Raw genomic sequence first — 16,645 nt, 5'->3', positions numbered from 1 at the left:
CGCGTTGCCGCCCACCTGCCGGACGGTGTCGCCCGACAGCGGTTCTGGACACATTTTTTCCAGAACGGATTGCAAGATACCCACCTGACGCAAAGCACCCCGCAGGACCTTGACGCCGCCCTGACCCGCTTCGTCCCCCAAGGCAGCTCCGCCACCGTTCCGGGTGGCCAGATCCTGCATGCGGATGTTGCGGCCGACAATGCCTTTGACCTTGCCCACGGTATCGCGCGCGCGATTGAAACATCCGACATCATTTTCCATATGCCCGGCATCGCGCCTGACATTCTGGGCCTTGCCCGCCGCGACGCCACCGTGATCGAACTTGATAGCGGCGATGGCGGAAACATGGATGACGACGCCCGCGAACGCCTGAAACATCAGGCAGCCTTTTTCGCCCGACAAGGCAGCAATATCACCTGTCTGTATCGCAATTAGGCCGCATGTAACCGTTCAAGATACCCCGGCATCGCATCACGCACCGATGCCATCAGGATATCAGCCAGCCGCCGAACGATATCGCTTGGCTCGCTCTCAGAACCCAAAAGGTTAAGATCAAGCGACGGCAGGGCCGGAAGTCCGCCATCAAAGACGCGAAGGTTGCCCGGCAAACCAATCGGTGTCCGCACCATGACGCCAAGCCCGGCGGCCGTTGCCGCCCAAAGCCCGCCAAGACTGGGACTGACGAACGCCATCCGCCACGCCACCCCGGCCCGATCAAGTGCTGTTGTCGCGCAATCGCGCAACAGACAGGGCGGCTCGAACGCGACAAGTGGCAGCGGATCATCGCCCAAATTCATCTGCCGCGCCCCTACATCATCCGGGGTCAAAAAATCGCCCCTGTCTGACCGCGCTGCCGTGATCCAGCACATCGGGACTTCGGCAATGCGTGTAATATAGGGTGCGGATGCCCTATCCATCCCCGGCTGCCCCCATGTCAGCGCCAGATCAATCTGACCCTTTTCGATCCGCTCGATCAGATCGGCATTACGGCCAACCCGTGCCTCGATCCGCACCTTGGGATGGGCGCGGGCAAACTGCCCCAAAATGGCGGGCAAAAGCGCTTCACCAAAATCTTCCTGCAAACCCAGCCTCACCCAACCTTCAAGGTCCGCACCATGCAGGGCGGTTGCCGCCTCGTCATTCAGATCAAGCAAACGGCGCGCATAAGACAGCATGGTTTGTCCGGCATCCGTCAACGCCAGATTACGTCCGGATTTGCGAAAGATCGCTGTGCCCGCCTGTTCTTCAAGCTTTTTCATCTGCGCGCTAACCGCCGATGTCGAACGGCCCAGACGTTCCGCCGCACGCGCATAACTGCCAAGGTCCATGCCCGTCACGAAACTGCGTAATACATCAAGATCAAAATTTACGCGGCGCATCTATCAATCCTGTTTTTTGGGACTATTGGCTCAAAATAATCTGATTTTCAGGACCAAATTGCGCTGCGATAAGGAACACGTCAAGTCCTTCCACACCATGATCGAAAGAGGCCTATCATGCCCTTTACCCGTATCTCGCTTCGCAAAGGCAAATCAGCCGACTATCTGCGCACCGTTTCCGATGCGCTGCATCAGGCCCTGACGGAAACCTTTCTCGTCCCCAAAGATGACCGGTTTCAGGTTTTTCATCAGCATGACGCCACCGAACTCGACTTTGACCACAATTACCTTTCCGGCCCGCGCAGCGACGATTTCATCCTGTTTGCCATTACCGCAGGCAAGCCGCGCGACACGGCAACAAAACGGAATTTCTACAAACGCCTGACCGACTTATTGGTGGAAAAAGCCGATATACGCCCCGCCGACGTCATGATCGTGATCACCACCACCGCGTACGAGGACTGGTCATTCGGGAATGGCGTAATGGCGACCGATATCGCCCAGTCCTGACCATCACGGTTTGAAATCCCGAACGGAACAGAGGTCAAAATGCCCAAAGAAAATCCGCTGGGCGAACAGCACCATCGCACGCCCGAACATATGACAATTCGACGTGCCAACACCGATATCGTCACTGCACCAGACGGCATTTCGACCGGCCCGTTTAAGGTAGAACCCCTTTTGCAAAGTTCCGTTGACGGCGAAAATACCGCCATGCGCGCAATTGTCGGCCCCGGCATCATTACCCACTGGCACAGCCATCCGCGCGGGCAACTACTTTATGTGCTCTCGGGAAAGGGGCGTGCCTGTGCTGAGGGCGGCGAAATCGTCGATCTTCATCCCGGCGACAGCATCTGGTTCGCCCCTCATGAACGTCACTGGCACGGTGCCACCGATGACATGGCTTTCAGCTATCTCAGCATTCAGGCAATCGCGGACGGCGCATCCGTCCACTGGTTTGAACCGGTTACCCTCAAGGAACACGCATCATGATCGCCATGCAATATAGTTTCACCCTGCCTGCCGATTACGACATGACCATCATTGATCGCCGTATCGCAGAAAAAGGCCCGATGCTGGACGGCTTCGCGCATCTGAAATTCAAAGCCTACCTCTCGGCACGAAAATCAGATAGCGCGACAGGCAATCAGGAAAACCTCTATGCGCCGTTCTACGTCTGGAACGATCCGCAAGGCATCAGCAACTTTCTATGCGGCCCCGGCTTTACTGGTCTCACCCAATCCTTTGGTCGCCCATCGGCCAAAACCTGGATCGTCTGGAATTGCGATCTGGCGGCAGATTTCAAAAATGCCCGCTTCGCCAGCCGCATGACATCGGCAATCGCGCCCGGCACCAATCTTGAATCACTTCGCACTGTCATCGGAAAATCGACGCCTCCCGTGCAAAACAATCTGGCCGGTATTGTCACCGGTTTTGATCCGACATGCTGGACACGGGTTGATTTTCGCCTGTGGTTTGATCTGCCCACCCCGGAAACAGTCGGCAGTGCGACAATCTATTCCATCGGCCATATGTCGCTCGGGCAGGATTGAATGCTAACGCATTAAAAAACGCGTCAGCCCGTCCATCGCCTTGTGAATGCGGTCTTCCGCTACTGCGTAACAGGCGCGGATATGACCTGCTCCCTCGGCACCAAATGCCTCGCCGGGCGCAAGGCCGATACCCTCGGACAGCAAAAGCTCCTTGGCAAAGGAAAGCGTATCCTCAACCCCATCAACCCGGAAAAATGCATAAAACGCGCCGTCTGCTTCGGGAAGTTGGATGCGGTTCATGTCGCGCAACCGTTCGATGATTGCTGCGCGCGCAAGGCTGTATCTGGCGCGCGAACTCGCAACGAAATCCTCGCCCTGCTCAAGCGCCACAATGCCCGCCTGCTGAACAAACCCTGCCGGGCACGACACGTTGAATTCCATCAGCTTTTCAAGCTCAGCCCCAACCCCCTTGGGGGCTGTGATCCAGCCCAGCCGCCAGCCCGTCATCGCCCAGCTTTTGGAAAAACTGTTGATCACCATGATCCGCGTATCGTCGCTGACATAGGGAACGAACGACGGTGCCACATCCGATCCGTCATAGATCAGACGTGCATAAACCTCGTCTGCGATCAGCCAGATGCCCCGTTCCGTGGCAAACTCGACCAGCTTTTTCTGATCCTCCGCGGGCATCACCCAGCCGGTCGGATTATTCGGCGAATTGATCAGGATCGCGCGCGTACCCGGACCACAGGCCGCGATGAATTCATCGATATCAAGCTGCCAGCCGTTATCGCCTGCGCGCAACGGTACGGTTGTCACCACCGCCTCCAGAACCTGTGGTATCGCAACGATATTGGGCCAGATCGGGGCGGTGGTCACCATCCTGTCGCCCGCCCTAAGGATCGACTGCATCGCAATCATCAGGGCATTTAACCCCGATACTGTCACGGTGATGTTTTCACGGTCCAGTGACGTGCCATAAAGACGATTGCCATACACCGCCAGCGCATCGCGAAGCGGCGTGATGCCCCGATTGGGCTGATAAAAAGTATCCCCCGCCTCAAGGGCCGCAATCGCCGCCTTGCGGATAAATTCCGGGGTTGGCTGATCGGGTTCGCCAAACCATAGCGGCACGATGTTTTCACGCCCCATGCCAAGATGGGCAACCTCGCGGATCAGCGACGCGCCAATATCGCGCACGTCATGTCGAATGCCATTTGCGGCAAAGGGGGAAACAGGCCGGGCATCTGAAACGGACATGACATGCACCGATAAGGGATCAAAGATTTTTCCAACCAACAGCCAATCCCGTTTTCAACGCCCCGTCAATCGGACAATTTCAAACCGGCATCATCGCGTGTGCGTGATTTCCTCAAAGACCGTGATAGGATTATGATGCGCCTGCAATGATTTAACCGGAAACCAAAATGTTTGATGCCCGCCTGCGCCCCCTGATCGACAAACCGCTCAATGCCGTCGCACGCCGCCTATCGGGAAGCGGCATCACGCCCAACATGGTGACCGGCCTTGGTTTTGTCTTTGGTCTCCTGGCCGCCGCTGCACTCGCCTTCCGGCTCGATCACATCGCCCTTGGCCTGATTTTGCTAAGCCGTATCATGGATGGTCTTGACGGTGCTGTTGCCCGCCATACTCAACCACGCTCCCGCCACGCCGGATCAAAATCACAGGAAAGCGACCTTGGCGGTTACTACGATATCGTCGCCGATTTCCTGTTTTATGCTGGCATCATTCTGGCCTTTGCCATCGGGCGGCCGGAACATGCCCTGATGGCGGCGTTCCTGATTTTCTGTTTTGTCGGCACCGGATCAAGTTTTCTGGCCTATGCGATCATCGCGGCCAAAACCGGCCGCAACCACGAAAAGCAGGGCAAAAAAAGCTTCTATTACCTGACCGGCATCACAGAAGGCAGCGAAACCATCTTGGTCCTTGTGCTAATATGCATTTTCCCGCAATGGTTTAATCATATTGCTGCTATTTTTGGCGCGTTATGCATCCTGACCACAATCGGTCGCGTGATGCAGGCGCGACGGGATTTCGGATAAGGTAACTATCCCGCTTTGGGGAAACTTGAAGTCGTGATCGGTCCGCGCCATATCGAAACCTGCGACGACGCAACAGAATGCTCCTTCTCAACCGGTTCGGCAAAATATGAAAAAGCAAGAAGATCACGCATCAAGACCGGTAAAGGGGCCCAGATTTTCCATCCGTCTTTGCACCATCGCCGCTGCGGCCATGATGCTGTTTGGCTGCGATAACAGCGGCCCGATCAAAATCGGTTTCATTGCCGGTATTTCCGGTGACGGTGCCGATACCGGAATTGCGGCACTTCATGCGCTTGAGCTTGCCGTCGAACAGGTAAACGAACAAGGCGGCATTCGCGGTCGCAAACTTGAAATCATCGCACGCGACGATCAGAAAAATCCCGAAACGGCAAAGGCTGCGGTTCGCGAATTCAAGGAACTTGGCGTGACCGCCATTATCGGACCAATCATAAGCTCGGTCGGCATGGCAATGCTGCCGGTGGTCAACGAACTTGATATCGTGACCATTTCACCGACCGCCTCCGCCGCAGAATTCACCGGCCTTCGCGATAACTTTTTCCGCATGAATTCAACCACGCGGGAAAATGCCGATGCCTATGCCAGACGTAATATCGACAAGGGGCGCATGCGCATTTCCCTTGCCCTGGACGGTGAAAACGAAGCCTTCACCGAAAGCTGGTACCGTGAATTCCTGCTGACCTTTGACAAGCTTGGCGGTCGGGTTGTCTCGAAAGTCTGGTTCAATACCGCCGATACCACCAAACCGGATGTCGCCCGGCAACTTCTGGCCGATAAGCCGGATGCGATCATCTTTGTTGCCAACGGTGTCGACAGTGCCGAACTGGCAAAGGAAATCCGCAAAACAGATCAAGATATACCGCTTTCGACCGCCGAATGGGCCGGCACCGAACAACTGATCACCCTTGGCGGGGACGCTGTCGAAGGCATGGAACTGCTGCAAACCTATGATCGTTATGCCACCAATCCGCGCTATCAGAAATTTGTCGCCGATTACCGAAATAAGTTCAACGAACAGCCCGGCTACACCAGTGTCCTGGCCTATGATGCGATGACCGTTTTGGTCGCAGCCCTTGAAACCCGGACACCCGATCAACCGCTTTCCGATGCCCTTGCAACCCTGCCACCGCAACAGGGCCTGCATCAGGAACTGATGTTTGATCAGTTCGGCGACGGAAAACGCAATGCCTATTTCGTGAAAATCAAAAACGGGCAGTTCATTCTGGAATAAAAAAAAAGCCCCGACGGATCGGGGCTTTTCGTTGGTCCGGAGTGACAGATCAGTGATCTGACTCTTCGACAAAATTCTCGGCAAGGCCGGTATTGTATTCCATGCCCTCGCGGGTCAGGACGATGCTGGCCGGGTAACCTTCACGCACCAGTCCCTTGCGCGCCAGTGCAACCCAGACCGCCGGGTTGGCAAAGCCGCTTGCATCGCGCGCGGCAACAACGAACTTGCCGACATGGACATGATCGCCATGGGCATGCGGAATGCGCAGCAGGGTCGCATCACCGGTGGCCTCGTCAATCGAACCCGAATTCGGGTCCTTGGCGATAATCTGCGCCAACACAAGCGTGCGCAGCTGCAGGTTATTGAGCTTCAGCGGATTTTTGCGTTCTACCGGCATGATGTCGTCCTGATGGTTTGAAACTGTTGGCCCAGATATCTGCGACTGCGCGCAAATATTCAAGCCCTGATTTGTTTATCACACGCCCCCTGCCAGCATTTTGCGCAATTTCCGGTCACGCTTTAAATGCCATTCGCGGCTCATCGCCTCGCCAAAGGTGCGAAACCGTTCGACATAAACAAGCTCCCATTGCCGCCCGCGTGTCGTCTTGGCTCCCTTGCCGCTGTTATGCGTGGCAAGCCGGGCCTCGACATCGGTTGACCAGCCGACATAAGTGCGCGGGCGGGAAACCTCCCGCTCGCGCAACACATAGACAAAGGTAAATGACGCCATGCTAGCACCACCCTTTGCGCCGGGCATTTGGTGATATGCTGGATTTCGTTGCAGACCGCCCTGTAGCGAAAGACGACATATCAGCCCATGGTGGAGTTGAAGGCCCCACCGTCGAGCAGAATGTTTTGACCGACCATGAATTTTGCGTGTTCGCTGCACATGAACGCACAGGTCGCCCCAAAATCAATCGGATCACCAAAACGCCCGGTCGGAAGACCCGCCTGCGTTTTGGCACGCGCCTCTTCAAGGCTGATATCCTCGTTCTTCGCCCGATTGGTCATCAATGCATTGATACGATCAGTATCATGCTGCCCCGGCAGCAGGTTATTCATGATCACGCCATCCTTGGCCACCTGGCGTGCGGTCCCGGCCACAAAGCCGGTCAACCCGGCCCGTGCGGCATTCGAAAGCCCCAGATGCGGGATCGGCGATTTGACCGAACCCGATGTGATATTTACGATCCGGCCCCATTTGCGCGAAATCATGCCCGGCAAAACCGCGGTCGCCAGCAGGATCGGGGTCAGCATGTTGGACTGAACCGCGGCCTCCCATTCCTTCTGTCCCCAGTCGGACCAGATACCGGGCGGCGGACCACCGGCATTATTGACCAGAATATCGGGCATGCCTTCGGCCGCCAGAACCTTGTTGCGGCCCTCTTCGGTGGTGATGTCACACGCAACCGTCGTGACTTTCACACCAAACGTATCGCGGATATATTCCGCCGTTTCGTTTAACGGCCCTTCGGAGCGCGCATTCAGCGTCAGATCAACACCGGCCTCGGCCAGTTTGATTGCGCAACCACGCCCAAGTCCCTTTGATGACGCGCAGACAATCGCCTTGCGGCCCTTGATTCCCAGATCCAATGGATCCTCCCATTCTGGAGTTCTTGCAATGGCAGGAATTTAGACCGGCAATGACGCCCCGGTCAAACAGGCTTCCACAATCCGGAAGGCATTAGTCGCGAAAAACCGCATCATGGGCCGCAACATACGCTTTGGCCGCTTTCGAAACTTCATCCGCCGTCATGCCGGGCTTATAGATCCCCGAACCAAGACCAAAGCCATCACACCCCGCCTTGGCATAGGTCGCAAAATCATCCGGCCCGACCCCGCCAACCGCATAGACGGGCATGTCTTTTGGCAATACGGCGCGCATTGCCTTGATGCCCTCCGCACCGATGATGCTGGCCGGAAAGATTTTAAGCCCGCTTGCACCGGCCCTGATCGCGGCAAAACATTCGCTCGGTGTCAGAACACCGGGCCATGATCCCATGCCAAGTTCCCTGGTTTTGGCGATGACCGTGCTATCGCAATTGGGCGACACGATGAACTCGCCCCGTGCCGCCTTGACCCGTTCGACGTCATCCTGGGTCAAGACCGTACCGGCACCAATCAGGGCCGCATCACCAACTTCTGTCTTCATCGCCCCAATGCTTTCAAGCGGTTCTGGCGAATTCAGCGGCACTTCGATCATCGTGATCCCGGCATCGACAAGGGCACGCGCCATTGATGCCGCCTCGTCGGGTTTCACACCGCGCAGGATGGCAATCAACCGGCGATGCGACACGGGGGCTGCCGCGTCCGTGATCTGCGAATTGACCGAAGTCGGATATGCCATTTTACACCTGCAAAACCTGAAAAAAGATACTGTTACGATATATTTATTACGCGATAGGCACTTGCCAGACCAGCGATCGTGATCGCCTCGCCATCCACCGCGTCGGCATCAAACCCATGGGCTGCCAGTGCCTTGCGATATAGTCCCGCCAGTTTGCCATCGCCGATCAATGCAATCTGGGCAATCTGGCTATCCCTGCCAAGATCACGAACCACATCGGCAATTTCCGATCCGATGACCGCACCGGAAAGGACGGAAGCCCCCGGCTGGCTTGCGGCATCGGCATTGCCGACCAATCCGCTGGCACGCACGGTAAATAACCTGTGCAGGAAGCCGGTTGGCGCACTTGCCGCCTCGCGCACGGCTTGCTCGAACACGGCATCATCCCACCGGTCATCCATCGAATGCCGCAGGATCGATTGCTTTGACAGCAGGGCAAAGACCTCGCCCGTCATATAGGTTTTAAATCCGCGGATCGCACCGCCGGAAACCCGCGCCCATTTCGAATGGGTGCCGGGCAAACAGACCCAGCCATCAAATGCCGGGTGGGCCGCCATAAAGCCGACAAGCTGGGTTTCCTCGCCGCGCATCACATCGGGATCATCAACCTGTTTAAGGCCCGGCAAGATCGCAACGTCAATCCGCGGATCGGAAATATCGGGCCGAACAGCCCCCGATGCCAATTCATCAGGGCGCACCGGCACGGAACAATAAGGCGCTTCAAGCCACCCCTGCTTTGCCCCGGCCATGCCGCAGATAACAACCTGGACCCGCACAGTTGCGTCACGCGGCAACCACCGATCAATCAGGCCAATCAACACACCCTCGAAACTAAGCGCATCATCGGCGGCAATGGCATTCATGCCAAGCGGGCTTGAAGCCTGATCAAGGATGCTGCTGCCATCATCCATCGCCCATGCGCGAACGTTCGACGTCCCCCAATCCACCGCAATCCATGCCGGATGTGCAGACTGCGATGACGGGGAATGCAAAGACGGAGATACGGCCACATTGATCCTCATATTATTGTTATCGGCGTTATATCCTCATACAATTTGAACAGGACCCGGTCAATCGTCATCCGGATCAATCGCCGACGGGGTAACAGGAAATCCACCGCACTTATCTCACCATCTCTTGCGCCGGAATTGAAGTCTCACACGCTTGTGAAATCATAAGGCGAGAAAATTATGTCATTCTCTCTGGGTTTGAGGGGTCGGCATATGCTCAATCCAGACAGGAGATACAGAAACATGCCCACGCGTATCTGCAAGGCTTTCATGCTTGCCGTGACGGTCATACTGATCACCCCGTCCCTGCCCGCCTTCGCCCATCACGGCTGGTCATGGGCCGAAAGCACCCAGATGACCCTTGAAGGCACAATCGAAAGCATTTCGATGAACCCGCCCCATCCCTCGCTGACAGTCACCGACGCCGAAGGCACAGTCTGGCAGGTTGATCTGGGAAACCCCAATCAGACAGCACGATCAGGCTTCACCGGCGACACTGCGCAGCCCGGTGATGCGATTACCGTGATCGGAAACCGGAACAAGGACCCGGCAGAAGCACATATGAAAGCCGTCCGCATCATCATCGACGGCCAGAATTACGATCTGTATCCCGAACGCATTCAGGGAAACTGACGTTTGCAGGAACTTGCGACCTGGCTGGAGGCAAGCACCCTTGCCACCACATTACGTAGCCCGGGGCCGCTTTATATGCTGGTCAATGCCGCGCATATTCTCGGGCTTTCATTGCTGATCGGTGCAATCGTTCCGCTGGATTTGCGACTTGTCGGGATCATTCGCAGGCCCGATATCCGGGTGATCGGACCGTTCCTGTCACGTGCGGCAGGATGCGGTTTTTTGCTTGTTCTTCTGACCGGTCCGGCACTCTGGTCGGTCAACGCGGTCGAGTATCTCGACAACACGGCTTTCCGATGGAAGATGCTGCTTGTCGCACTGGGTATCGCCACCATCGTGATACAGCATGTCGCACCTGGCTGGCGCCATGCCATCACGACCGGCAGGATAACGCGCCCAACCCGTATCATGGCCGCATTATCGCTACTGATCTGGCCCTCTGCCCTTCTCGCGGGGCGATGGATCGGGTTTCTCTGACGATGGGGCTGCACGGCCCCTTGGGCATGCTACCCCGGCCGGTTGGGCCCTTCATACGAAGCTCTTTGCCAATGTTACAGTCCTGCGTCGCAATTTTACTGTGTGATTGCCTCAAGGTTCCTGCCAACTGCCTTCCAATTCGCAATAGATTTTGAAATCTTTTTAATCGCTCGTTGTCGATCAAGGGCGAATGAAGAGCAGGTTACCTGCCGCATGAAAAGAGGGAGACTTTGGGTGCAATTGATAACCCGTGCCATGCACGAGACTGGCAACCCTCATGCAGGGACCTGTCTTGCCCGTATCACCCCCCCTGTAATTGACAGTGCGGGTTATGCCGGGATGTGCCCACGGGACCGAATGCCGTGCGATTTTCTTTCCTCTGGCTGCTTCCGTGACCAAAGCCCGAAACCGGCTGGCAATCGCGCAAGAAGCCCGATGAAAGTCGCAGCATCTTGTTTCCTTGCACCCGACAGAGGTCCATCATCCTATAATTCCGCAAGGACCGACAAAGTCCTCTCTTCGTGGTACCGCTTAGACGCCGAGGTATCTGATCATGCGCTTTTCTTCTGACATACAAGATCTCGTGTCGCGCCGCGAAAAAGGCAAAAGCCTCGAAGCGCCATTTTATAACGCCCCGGAAATCCTCAAGCTTGATGTCGAGGCGATCTTCAATCAGCACTGGATTTTCGTCGCGGTCGAACCGGAACTGCCCGAACCCGGCGACTGCATCACGGTCGAGGTTGGTCGCGCCTCCATCCTGCTTCTGCGCGGCGACGATATGGAAATCCGTGCCTTTCACAATGTGTGCCGCCACCGCGGGGCAAAGCTGATCGACGAACGGGCCACCACCATCGGCAATATCGTGTGCCGTTATCACGGCTGGACCTATAACGAAGACGGCGACCTGATTCTGGCCGAACATATGGGCGCTGGCTTCGATAAAAGCTGCCACGGGCTAAAGGCCGTCCATATCCGTTCCATCGCCGGGCTGATTTTCATCTGCCTTGCCGATGAAGCGCCCAAAGATATCGATGAAATGGCCCGCGTGATGACGCCCTATATCGCGCCGCACGACATCGCCAATTGCAAGGTTGCCTTCACCTCCGACCTGATCGAGGAAGGCAACTGGAAGCTGACGATGGAAAACAACCGCGAATGCTATCACTGCGAAGCCAACCATCCGCAATTGACCGTACCGCTTTCCGAATTCGGCTTTGGCTTTTCCCCTGATGAAATGGACGAACGCCGGTCCGAAGACGTCAAGAAATATACCAACGCGGTTGAAAACGACCATAAACGCTGGGAATCCTGCGGCCTGCCATCCGCAGAAGAAGATCACCTTTCCGATGTCACCGGCTTCCGCACTATGCGCCTGCCTCTGATGTGGGAAGGAGAATCCCAGACGCTAGACACCAAGGTCGCCTCCAAAAAGCTGCTTGGCAAATTCACCGATCCGAAGCTTGGCGGACTCAGCTTCTGGACGCATCCGAATTCATGGCACCATTTCATGAGTGACCATATCGTCACCTTCTCGGTCCTGCCGCTTTCAGCCGACCGCACGCTGGTGCGCACAACCTGGCTTGTCCACAAGGATGCCATCGAAGGCGAAGATTACAATCTCGATAACCTGACCCAGGTCTGGAAAATGACCAACCAGCAGGACGCCGATCTGGTCCGTCTTGCCCAGCTTGGCAGTGAACAGCCATCCTACGAACCCGGCCCCTATTCAAGCTTTACCGAACCGCATGTCGAAGCCTTCTGTGACTGGTATATCGCACGGATGAAACAGCATCTGGCCAAAGGCAAATCCGGGGCGGCCACCAAATGATGACGCAGACCAATCCACCGGCCACCGGCCAAGCCGCCCCGTCCGGCGACGATGAAAACTTTACCGAGGCCACCCGCATCCCGCTTTGGGACCCGGAACAGGATGACGTTCTGGTCTGCCGGCAGGTGCGACAGGAAACCCATGACGTAAAAACATTCGTCTTTTCGGCCCGCGAACCGCGCGCATTCCGCTTCTATCCGGGCCAGTACATGACGTTTGAACTGCCCGTCGAAGGCATGGTCACGCGCAGTTACACGATTTCGGGGTCGGCTGCCCGCCCCTACCGGATCGAAATCACGGTCAAACGTGTGCCCGGCGGTCCGGGGTCGAACTGGCTGCATGACTATATGATGCCGGGCAAGGAAGTGAATGTCTCCGGCCCGTTCGGTGAATTCACCACCGATGCCACCGGCGAGGAAAAGCTTCTGTTCATCTCGGCTGGCAGCGGCATCACCCCGATGATGTCGATGACCCGCACCGCCTGTGATCTGTCCGAACCGTCCGATCTGTGTTTCGTACACGCGGCACGCACCCCGGCGGACATCATTTTCCGCGATGAACTCTCGCTTCTCGCCGCCCAGAACCCAGGCCTTCGAATTGCCTTCACCTGCAGCACCGCCGCCGCCCATCACAGTTGGACCGGCTATACCGGCCGCTTCAACATTCAGATGCTGTCGTTGATGCTGCCCGATTTCAAGGACCGCAAGGTGTTCTGCTGCGGCCCGGCCCCCTTCATGGAAGGTGTCCGCAACATGTTGCGCGATACCGGTTTCGACATGGAGAAATATTACGAGGAAAGCTTCGACTTCGGCGCGGAAACCGCCGGAACATTTGATGAAGATCCTGTCGCAGCCCCGGAAATAAGCGGCCAGACTTTCCGGGTGAGCTTCACCAAAACCGGCCACGTTGTCGAATGTGGTCCGGGCATGACGGTTCTGTCAGCGGCCCGCGAGGCGGGGATATTGCCAATGTCCTCCTGCCAGCGCGGCATCTGCGGCACCTGCAAGTCAAAACTGATTTCCGGTGAAGTCGATATGCAGCACGGTGGCGGTATCCGCCAGCGCGAAATAGATCAGGGCAAAGTCCTGATTTGTTGTTCGACACCTTTGTCGGACATCGAGGTCGAACTCTAGACCTCTGCCTTACGCCCCGCACGTTAAGACTGTTCTGAACGAGCTCGCCTTTTGGCGTGCGTGGCACCTTTGATTCAAAATCACAAGAAGGGTCCAGCAAAAGGATCTCTCCTGACGGAATTTTTTCGCAGGTTCATAACAGGAGAATGCTTCATGAGTGACGTAAAAACAGCGGCGGAAGAAACGCCGCCAGAAGGCCAAATCGATACAGACTACAATCTCGGTCAGGATAATATAGAGGGCAAGCTCGGCCCCATCGGGTTCGACATTCACAACCCCGTCTTTGCCGTCTCGGCCCTGACCGTTATCGCGTTCGTTGCCTACACACTGTTGATGCCAGATCAGGCGAACTCTGTTTTCAGCCTGTTGTTTTCCGAAGTAACCCAGGGCTTCGACTGGTTCTTCATCGGCGCTGCCGATATTTTCGTGATCCTTTGCCTTGTCGTCGTCGTTAGCCCCTATGGCAAGGTCCGGCTTGGCGGAAAGGACGCAACACCTGATTTCAGCTATCTAAGCTGGTTCTCCATGCTGTTCGCCGCGGGCATGGGGATCGGGCTTATGTTCTATGGTGTTTCCGAACCGCTAAGCCACTTTTCATCATCGCTGGGTGGCACTGCTGTCGGTGCGGATGGCATCCGCAGCGACTGGGCACCGCTTGGTGCCGCCGCCAGTCAGGAAGAAGCCATTCGTCTGGGCATGGCGGCCTCGATTTTCCACTGGGCCCTTCACCCGTGGGCAATCTATGCCATCGTCGCCCTCAGCCTTGCCCTGTTTAGCTATAACAAGGGTCTGCCGCTGACCATCCGTTCCGCCTTCTATCCGATCTTCGGTGAACGCGTCTGGGGATGGCCGGGGCACATCATTGATATTCTTGCTGTTTTTGCGACCCTTTTCGGTCTTGCCACCTCGCTTGGTCTTGGTGCGGTTCAGGCAAACTCCGGCTTTAACAAGCTGTTCGGGATGCCGATTGATACTACATGGCAGGTTATCCTGATTGTCGGCATCACCTCGATCGCCCTTTTCTCGGTCGTTCGCGGCCTTGAATCAGGCGTCAAGCTGTTATCCGAAATCAATATGGGGATTGCCTTCCTGCTGCTCATGTTCGTGCTTGTCGCCGGGCCGACCCTGCTTCTGGTGACCGATGTCTTTGACTTCCTTGGCGCATATCTTCAATACCTTCCGGCACTTTCAAGCCCGGTCGGCCGCGACGATGTCAACTTCATGCAGGGCTGGACATCGTTCTACTGGGCATGGTGGATTTCCTGGTCACCGTTTGTCGGCATGTTCATCGCCCGTGTCAGCCGTGGCCGTACCGTGCGTGAATTCATCATCAGCGTTCTGCTGATCCCGTCGCTGGTCTGCGTGCTCTGGATGTCGATCTTTGGCGGTTCCGCCATCAGCCAGGTCGTTCGCGACGGCTACACCGCGGTTCAGGAAGCCGACCTTCCCGTGCAGCTCTTCACCATGCTTGATGCCCTGCCGCTGGCATCGATCACGTCCTTTATCGGGATCGTGCTTGTGATTGTTTTCTTTGTCACGTCCTCGGATTCCGGGTCGCTGGTCATTGATACGATTGCAGCCGGTGGCAAGGTCGATGCCCCCCTGCCGCAGCGCGTCTTCTGGTGCGTGTTCGAAGGCCTGGTCGCAATCGTCCTGCTGCTTTCGGCGGGTGGTCTGAAATCACTGCAATCGATGGTGATTTCAACGGGTCTGCCATTTACCGTGGTTCTGCTTGTGATGTGCGTTGCCATCTGGCGCGGACTTGCCAGCGAACCGCGCTGATAACCGTCTTTGACCATTGAAAAACGCCGCCCGAAGGGATAATCTTCGGGCGGCGTTTTCATGTTAGCTTCGACATGAAGGCAGAGTTACGCGTCTTCCAGAACCGGCACCGGATCAGATACCGCATCCGTTACCGGGCGGCGCAATTCCTGTGGCGTGCAGCCATAGCGGCGCCGGAACATCCGGCTGAGATGCGAAGAATCACAAAATCCGCAATCCACCGCCACCTGTGCCACCGACTTCTGGCTTTTCTCCATCAGGTGATGGGCCATATCAAGCCGGATATTGAGGAACGCCACCTGTGGCGATGTATCAAGCGAAAGCCTGAAATGGCGTTCAATCTGGCGCTTGCTGTTGCCCATCCGGCGCGCGATTTCCTGAACCGAAATCGGCGTGTCGATATTCTGCTGCATGATCAGCAACGCCCGCTGCACGATCGGGTCCTGCGTTTTCAGATCAAGCGGAATACCCGGCTGCGGCTTTTCCGCCTGCAACGCATCATCAATGATCATGATATGCAGGCTTTTGCTGGCCTGTGCCCGCCCGACATGCTTGTCCACCAGATGGGCTGCCAGATGCGCCGAACTGACCCCGCCCGAACAGGTCAACCGATCCCGGTCGACGACAAAAATCTGATCGGCAACCGGATCAAGTCCTTCGAACTGTTCGATGAAATCGGAATGATGGAACCAGCTAACGCAACAGCGATACCCGTCAAGCAACCCGGCCCGGTGCAACAGGAACGCGCCCGTGCATATCCCGACAAGCGGAATACCGGCCTCCGCCGCCTCGTGCAAAAACTTGTGATAGGCCGATCCAAGATTGGGCGTTTCTTCCATAAGCCCGCCGACGACAACGATATAATTGAACCGCCGTGGGTCGCCCAACCGTTCCTTGGGCTGAACGATAATGCCGCTGCTTGATGGCACCGGGTCCATGGTGTCGGAAACAACCGTCCAGTTGCACAGGATCGGTCGGCTACGATCCCCTTCATCAGCCGCCAGTCTGAGCACATCGACAAAATTGGCAAAGGCACACAACGTAAAACGCTTCGCCAGAATGAACCCGACCGAAAGACGCGGCTTTTCCTGGCCCGACTTGCCCGCACCAGAAGCGTTCGCAAGACGCCCCGCATTAGCGTTCTGAGATCCGGAATACATGGCCCTAGACCCTCCGATACGGACAAGGTTGCTGTCTTTGTCGTAGCGATAATCCCGCTTTGACGCAAACATTCTATTTTCCGGCGCAAAA

At 56.5% G+C, this 16,645-nt stretch carries 18 protein-coding genes and 1 pseudogene; 11 read left to right on the top strand and 8 right to left on the bottom strand.

Annotated elements, in window-relative coordinates:
- Nucleotides 1-435, top strand: a pseudogene (locus tag TH5_RS20610) (precorrin-2 dehydrogenase/sirohydrochlorin ferrochelatase family protein); the annotation flags it as partial.
- Here the strand turns inward: TH5_RS20610 and TH5_RS20605 are convergent.
- Nucleotides 432-1,379, bottom strand: a complete 948-nt coding sequence (locus TH5_RS20605) for a LysR substrate-binding domain-containing protein (protein WP_114123441.1) — start codon at nt 1,377-1,379, stop codon at nt 432-434. The pseudogene TH5_RS20610 and the gene TH5_RS20605 sit on opposite strands and share 4 nt — an antisense overlap.
- Before the next feature lie 117 nt (nt 1,380-1,496).
- Between TH5_RS20605 and TH5_RS20600 the strand changes: the two genes are divergently transcribed.
- Genes TH5_RS20600 through TH5_RS20590 form a run of 3 tightly spaced genes read left to right on the top strand, consistent with a single transcriptional unit; the run spans nt 1,497 to nt 2,932 of the window.
- Nucleotides 1,497-1,889: a tautomerase family protein gene (locus TH5_RS20600; protein ID WP_114123440.1), complete on the top strand. Its 393-nt coding sequence runs from the start codon at nt 1,497-1,499 to the stop codon at nt 1,887-1,889.
- A 39-nt stretch (nt 1,890-1,928) separates the two neighbouring features.
- On the top strand, nt 1,929-2,372 hold the full coding sequence (locus tag TH5_RS20595; protein ID WP_208638501.1) for a cupin domain-containing protein: 444 nt from the start codon (nt 1,929-1,931) through the stop codon (nt 2,370-2,372).
- Complete coding sequence (locus TH5_RS20590) at nt 2,369-2,932, top strand: DUF4865 family protein (protein WP_114123439.1); 564 nt, start codon at nt 2,369-2,371, stop codon at nt 2,930-2,932. Before TH5_RS20595 ends, TH5_RS20590 begins: the two co-directional genes overlap by 4 nt.
- 3 nt (nt 2,933-2,935) lie before the next feature.
- On the opposite strand, the gene TH5_RS20585 is transcribed toward TH5_RS20590, so the two are convergent.
- Nucleotides 2,936-4,132 (bottom strand): pyridoxal phosphate-dependent aminotransferase, encoded by a 1,197-nt coding sequence (locus TH5_RS20585; protein WP_114123451.1) that lies wholly within the window; start codon nt 4,130-4,132, stop codon nt 2,936-2,938.
- 167 nt (nt 4,133-4,299) lie between these two features.
- Between TH5_RS20585 and TH5_RS20580 the strand changes: the two genes are divergently transcribed.
- Together TH5_RS20580 and TH5_RS20575 are read left to right on the top strand one after the other, a co-directional pair.
- Nucleotides 4,300-4,935 carry a CDP-alcohol phosphatidyltransferase family protein gene (locus TH5_RS20580; protein WP_114123438.1) on the top strand — a complete coding sequence of 212 codons (636 nt, stop codon included), beginning with the start codon at nt 4,300-4,302 and terminating at the stop codon, nt 4,933-4,935.
- 106 nt (nt 4,936-5,041) lie between these two features.
- Complete coding sequence (locus TH5_RS20575; protein WP_114123437.1) at nt 5,042-6,184, top strand: ABC transporter substrate-binding protein; 1,143 nt, start codon at nt 5,042-5,044, stop codon at nt 6,182-6,184.
- A 49-nt stretch (nt 6,185-6,233) separates the two neighbouring features.
- Here the strand turns inward: TH5_RS20575 and TH5_RS20570 are convergent, their stop codons facing one another.
- From TH5_RS20570 to TH5_RS20550, 5 genes are all read right to left on the bottom strand, one after another.
- Nucleotides 6,234-6,581, bottom strand: a complete 348-nt coding sequence (locus TH5_RS20570; protein ID WP_062959597.1) for a hypothetical protein — start codon at nt 6,579-6,581, stop codon at nt 6,234-6,236.
- A 78-nt stretch (nt 6,582-6,659) separates the two neighbouring features.
- Complete coding sequence (locus TH5_RS20565; RefSeq protein ID WP_114123450.1) at nt 6,660-6,914, bottom strand: GIY-YIG nuclease family protein; 255 nt, start codon at nt 6,912-6,914, stop codon at nt 6,660-6,662.
- 80 nt (nt 6,915-6,994) lie between these two features.
- Nucleotides 6,995-7,777 (bottom strand): SDR family oxidoreductase, encoded by a 783-nt coding sequence (locus TH5_RS20560; protein ID WP_114123436.1) that lies wholly within the window; start codon nt 7,775-7,777, stop codon nt 6,995-6,997.
- A gap of 91 nt (nt 7,778-7,868) precedes the next feature.
- On the bottom strand, nt 7,869-8,531 hold the full coding sequence (locus TH5_RS20555; RefSeq protein ID WP_114123435.1) for a 2-dehydro-3-deoxy-6-phosphogalactonate aldolase: 663 nt from the start codon (nt 8,529-8,531) through the stop codon (nt 7,869-7,871).
- A 32-nt stretch (nt 8,532-8,563) separates the two neighbouring features.
- Nucleotides 8,564-9,541 carry a 2-dehydro-3-deoxygalactonokinase gene (locus TH5_RS20550; RefSeq protein WP_244204990.1) on the bottom strand — a complete coding sequence of 326 codons (978 nt, stop codon included), beginning with the start codon at nt 9,539-9,541 and terminating at the stop codon, nt 8,564-8,566.
- A 243-nt stretch (nt 9,542-9,784) separates the two neighbouring features.
- On the opposite strand from TH5_RS20550, the gene TH5_RS20545 reads away from it, so the two are divergent.
- The 5 genes from TH5_RS20545 to TH5_RS20525 all read left to right on the top strand — a co-directional run bounded on the left by TH5_RS20545 (nt 9,785) and on the right by TH5_RS20525 (nt 15,394).
- Nucleotides 9,785-10,174, top strand: coding sequence for a DUF6152 family protein (locus TH5_RS20545; protein WP_231858261.1), 390 nt, complete (start codon nt 9,785-9,787; stop codon nt 10,172-10,174).
- A gap of 3 nt (nt 10,175-10,177) precedes the next feature.
- The gene (locus TH5_RS20540) at nt 10,178-10,651 is read left to right on the top strand and encodes a DUF6644 family protein (protein WP_114123433.1); all 474 of its coding nucleotides are present in this window, start codon (nt 10,178-10,180) and stop codon (nt 10,649-10,651) included.
- A gap of 553 nt (nt 10,652-11,204) precedes the next feature.
- Entirely contained in the window at nt 11,205-12,479 is a 1,275-nt protein-coding gene (locus TH5_RS20535; protein ID WP_114123432.1) for an aromatic ring-hydroxylating oxygenase subunit alpha, read from the top strand.
- On the top strand, nt 12,476-13,612 hold the full coding sequence (locus TH5_RS20530) for an FAD-binding oxidoreductase (RefSeq protein WP_208638500.1): 1,137 nt from the start codon (nt 12,476-12,478) through the stop codon (nt 13,610-13,612). The genes TH5_RS20535 and TH5_RS20530 overlap by 4 nt, the downstream gene beginning before the upstream one ends.
- Nucleotides 13,613-13,765: 153 nt before the next feature.
- Nucleotides 13,766-15,394 carry a BCCT family transporter gene (locus tag TH5_RS20525; protein ID WP_114123431.1) on the top strand — a complete coding sequence of 543 codons (1,629 nt, stop codon included), beginning with the start codon at nt 13,766-13,768 and terminating at the stop codon, nt 15,392-15,394.
- Between the two features lie 86 nt (nt 15,395-15,480).
- On the opposite strand, the gene TH5_RS20520 is transcribed toward TH5_RS20525, so the two are convergent.
- Nucleotides 15,481-16,626, bottom strand: a complete 1,146-nt coding sequence (locus TH5_RS20520) for a GlxA family transcriptional regulator (RefSeq protein ID WP_244204989.1) — start codon at nt 16,624-16,626, stop codon at nt 15,481-15,483.
- Between the last annotated feature and the right edge of the window lie 19 nt (nt 16,627-16,645).

Source organism: Thalassospira xianhensis MCCC 1A02616 (assembly GCF_003326475.1).
Taxonomy (GTDB): Bacteria; Pseudomonadota; Alphaproteobacteria; order Rhodospirillales; family Thalassospiraceae; genus Thalassospira; species Thalassospira xianhensis.
This window is presented reverse-complemented; position numbering and strand designations above follow the sequence as displayed.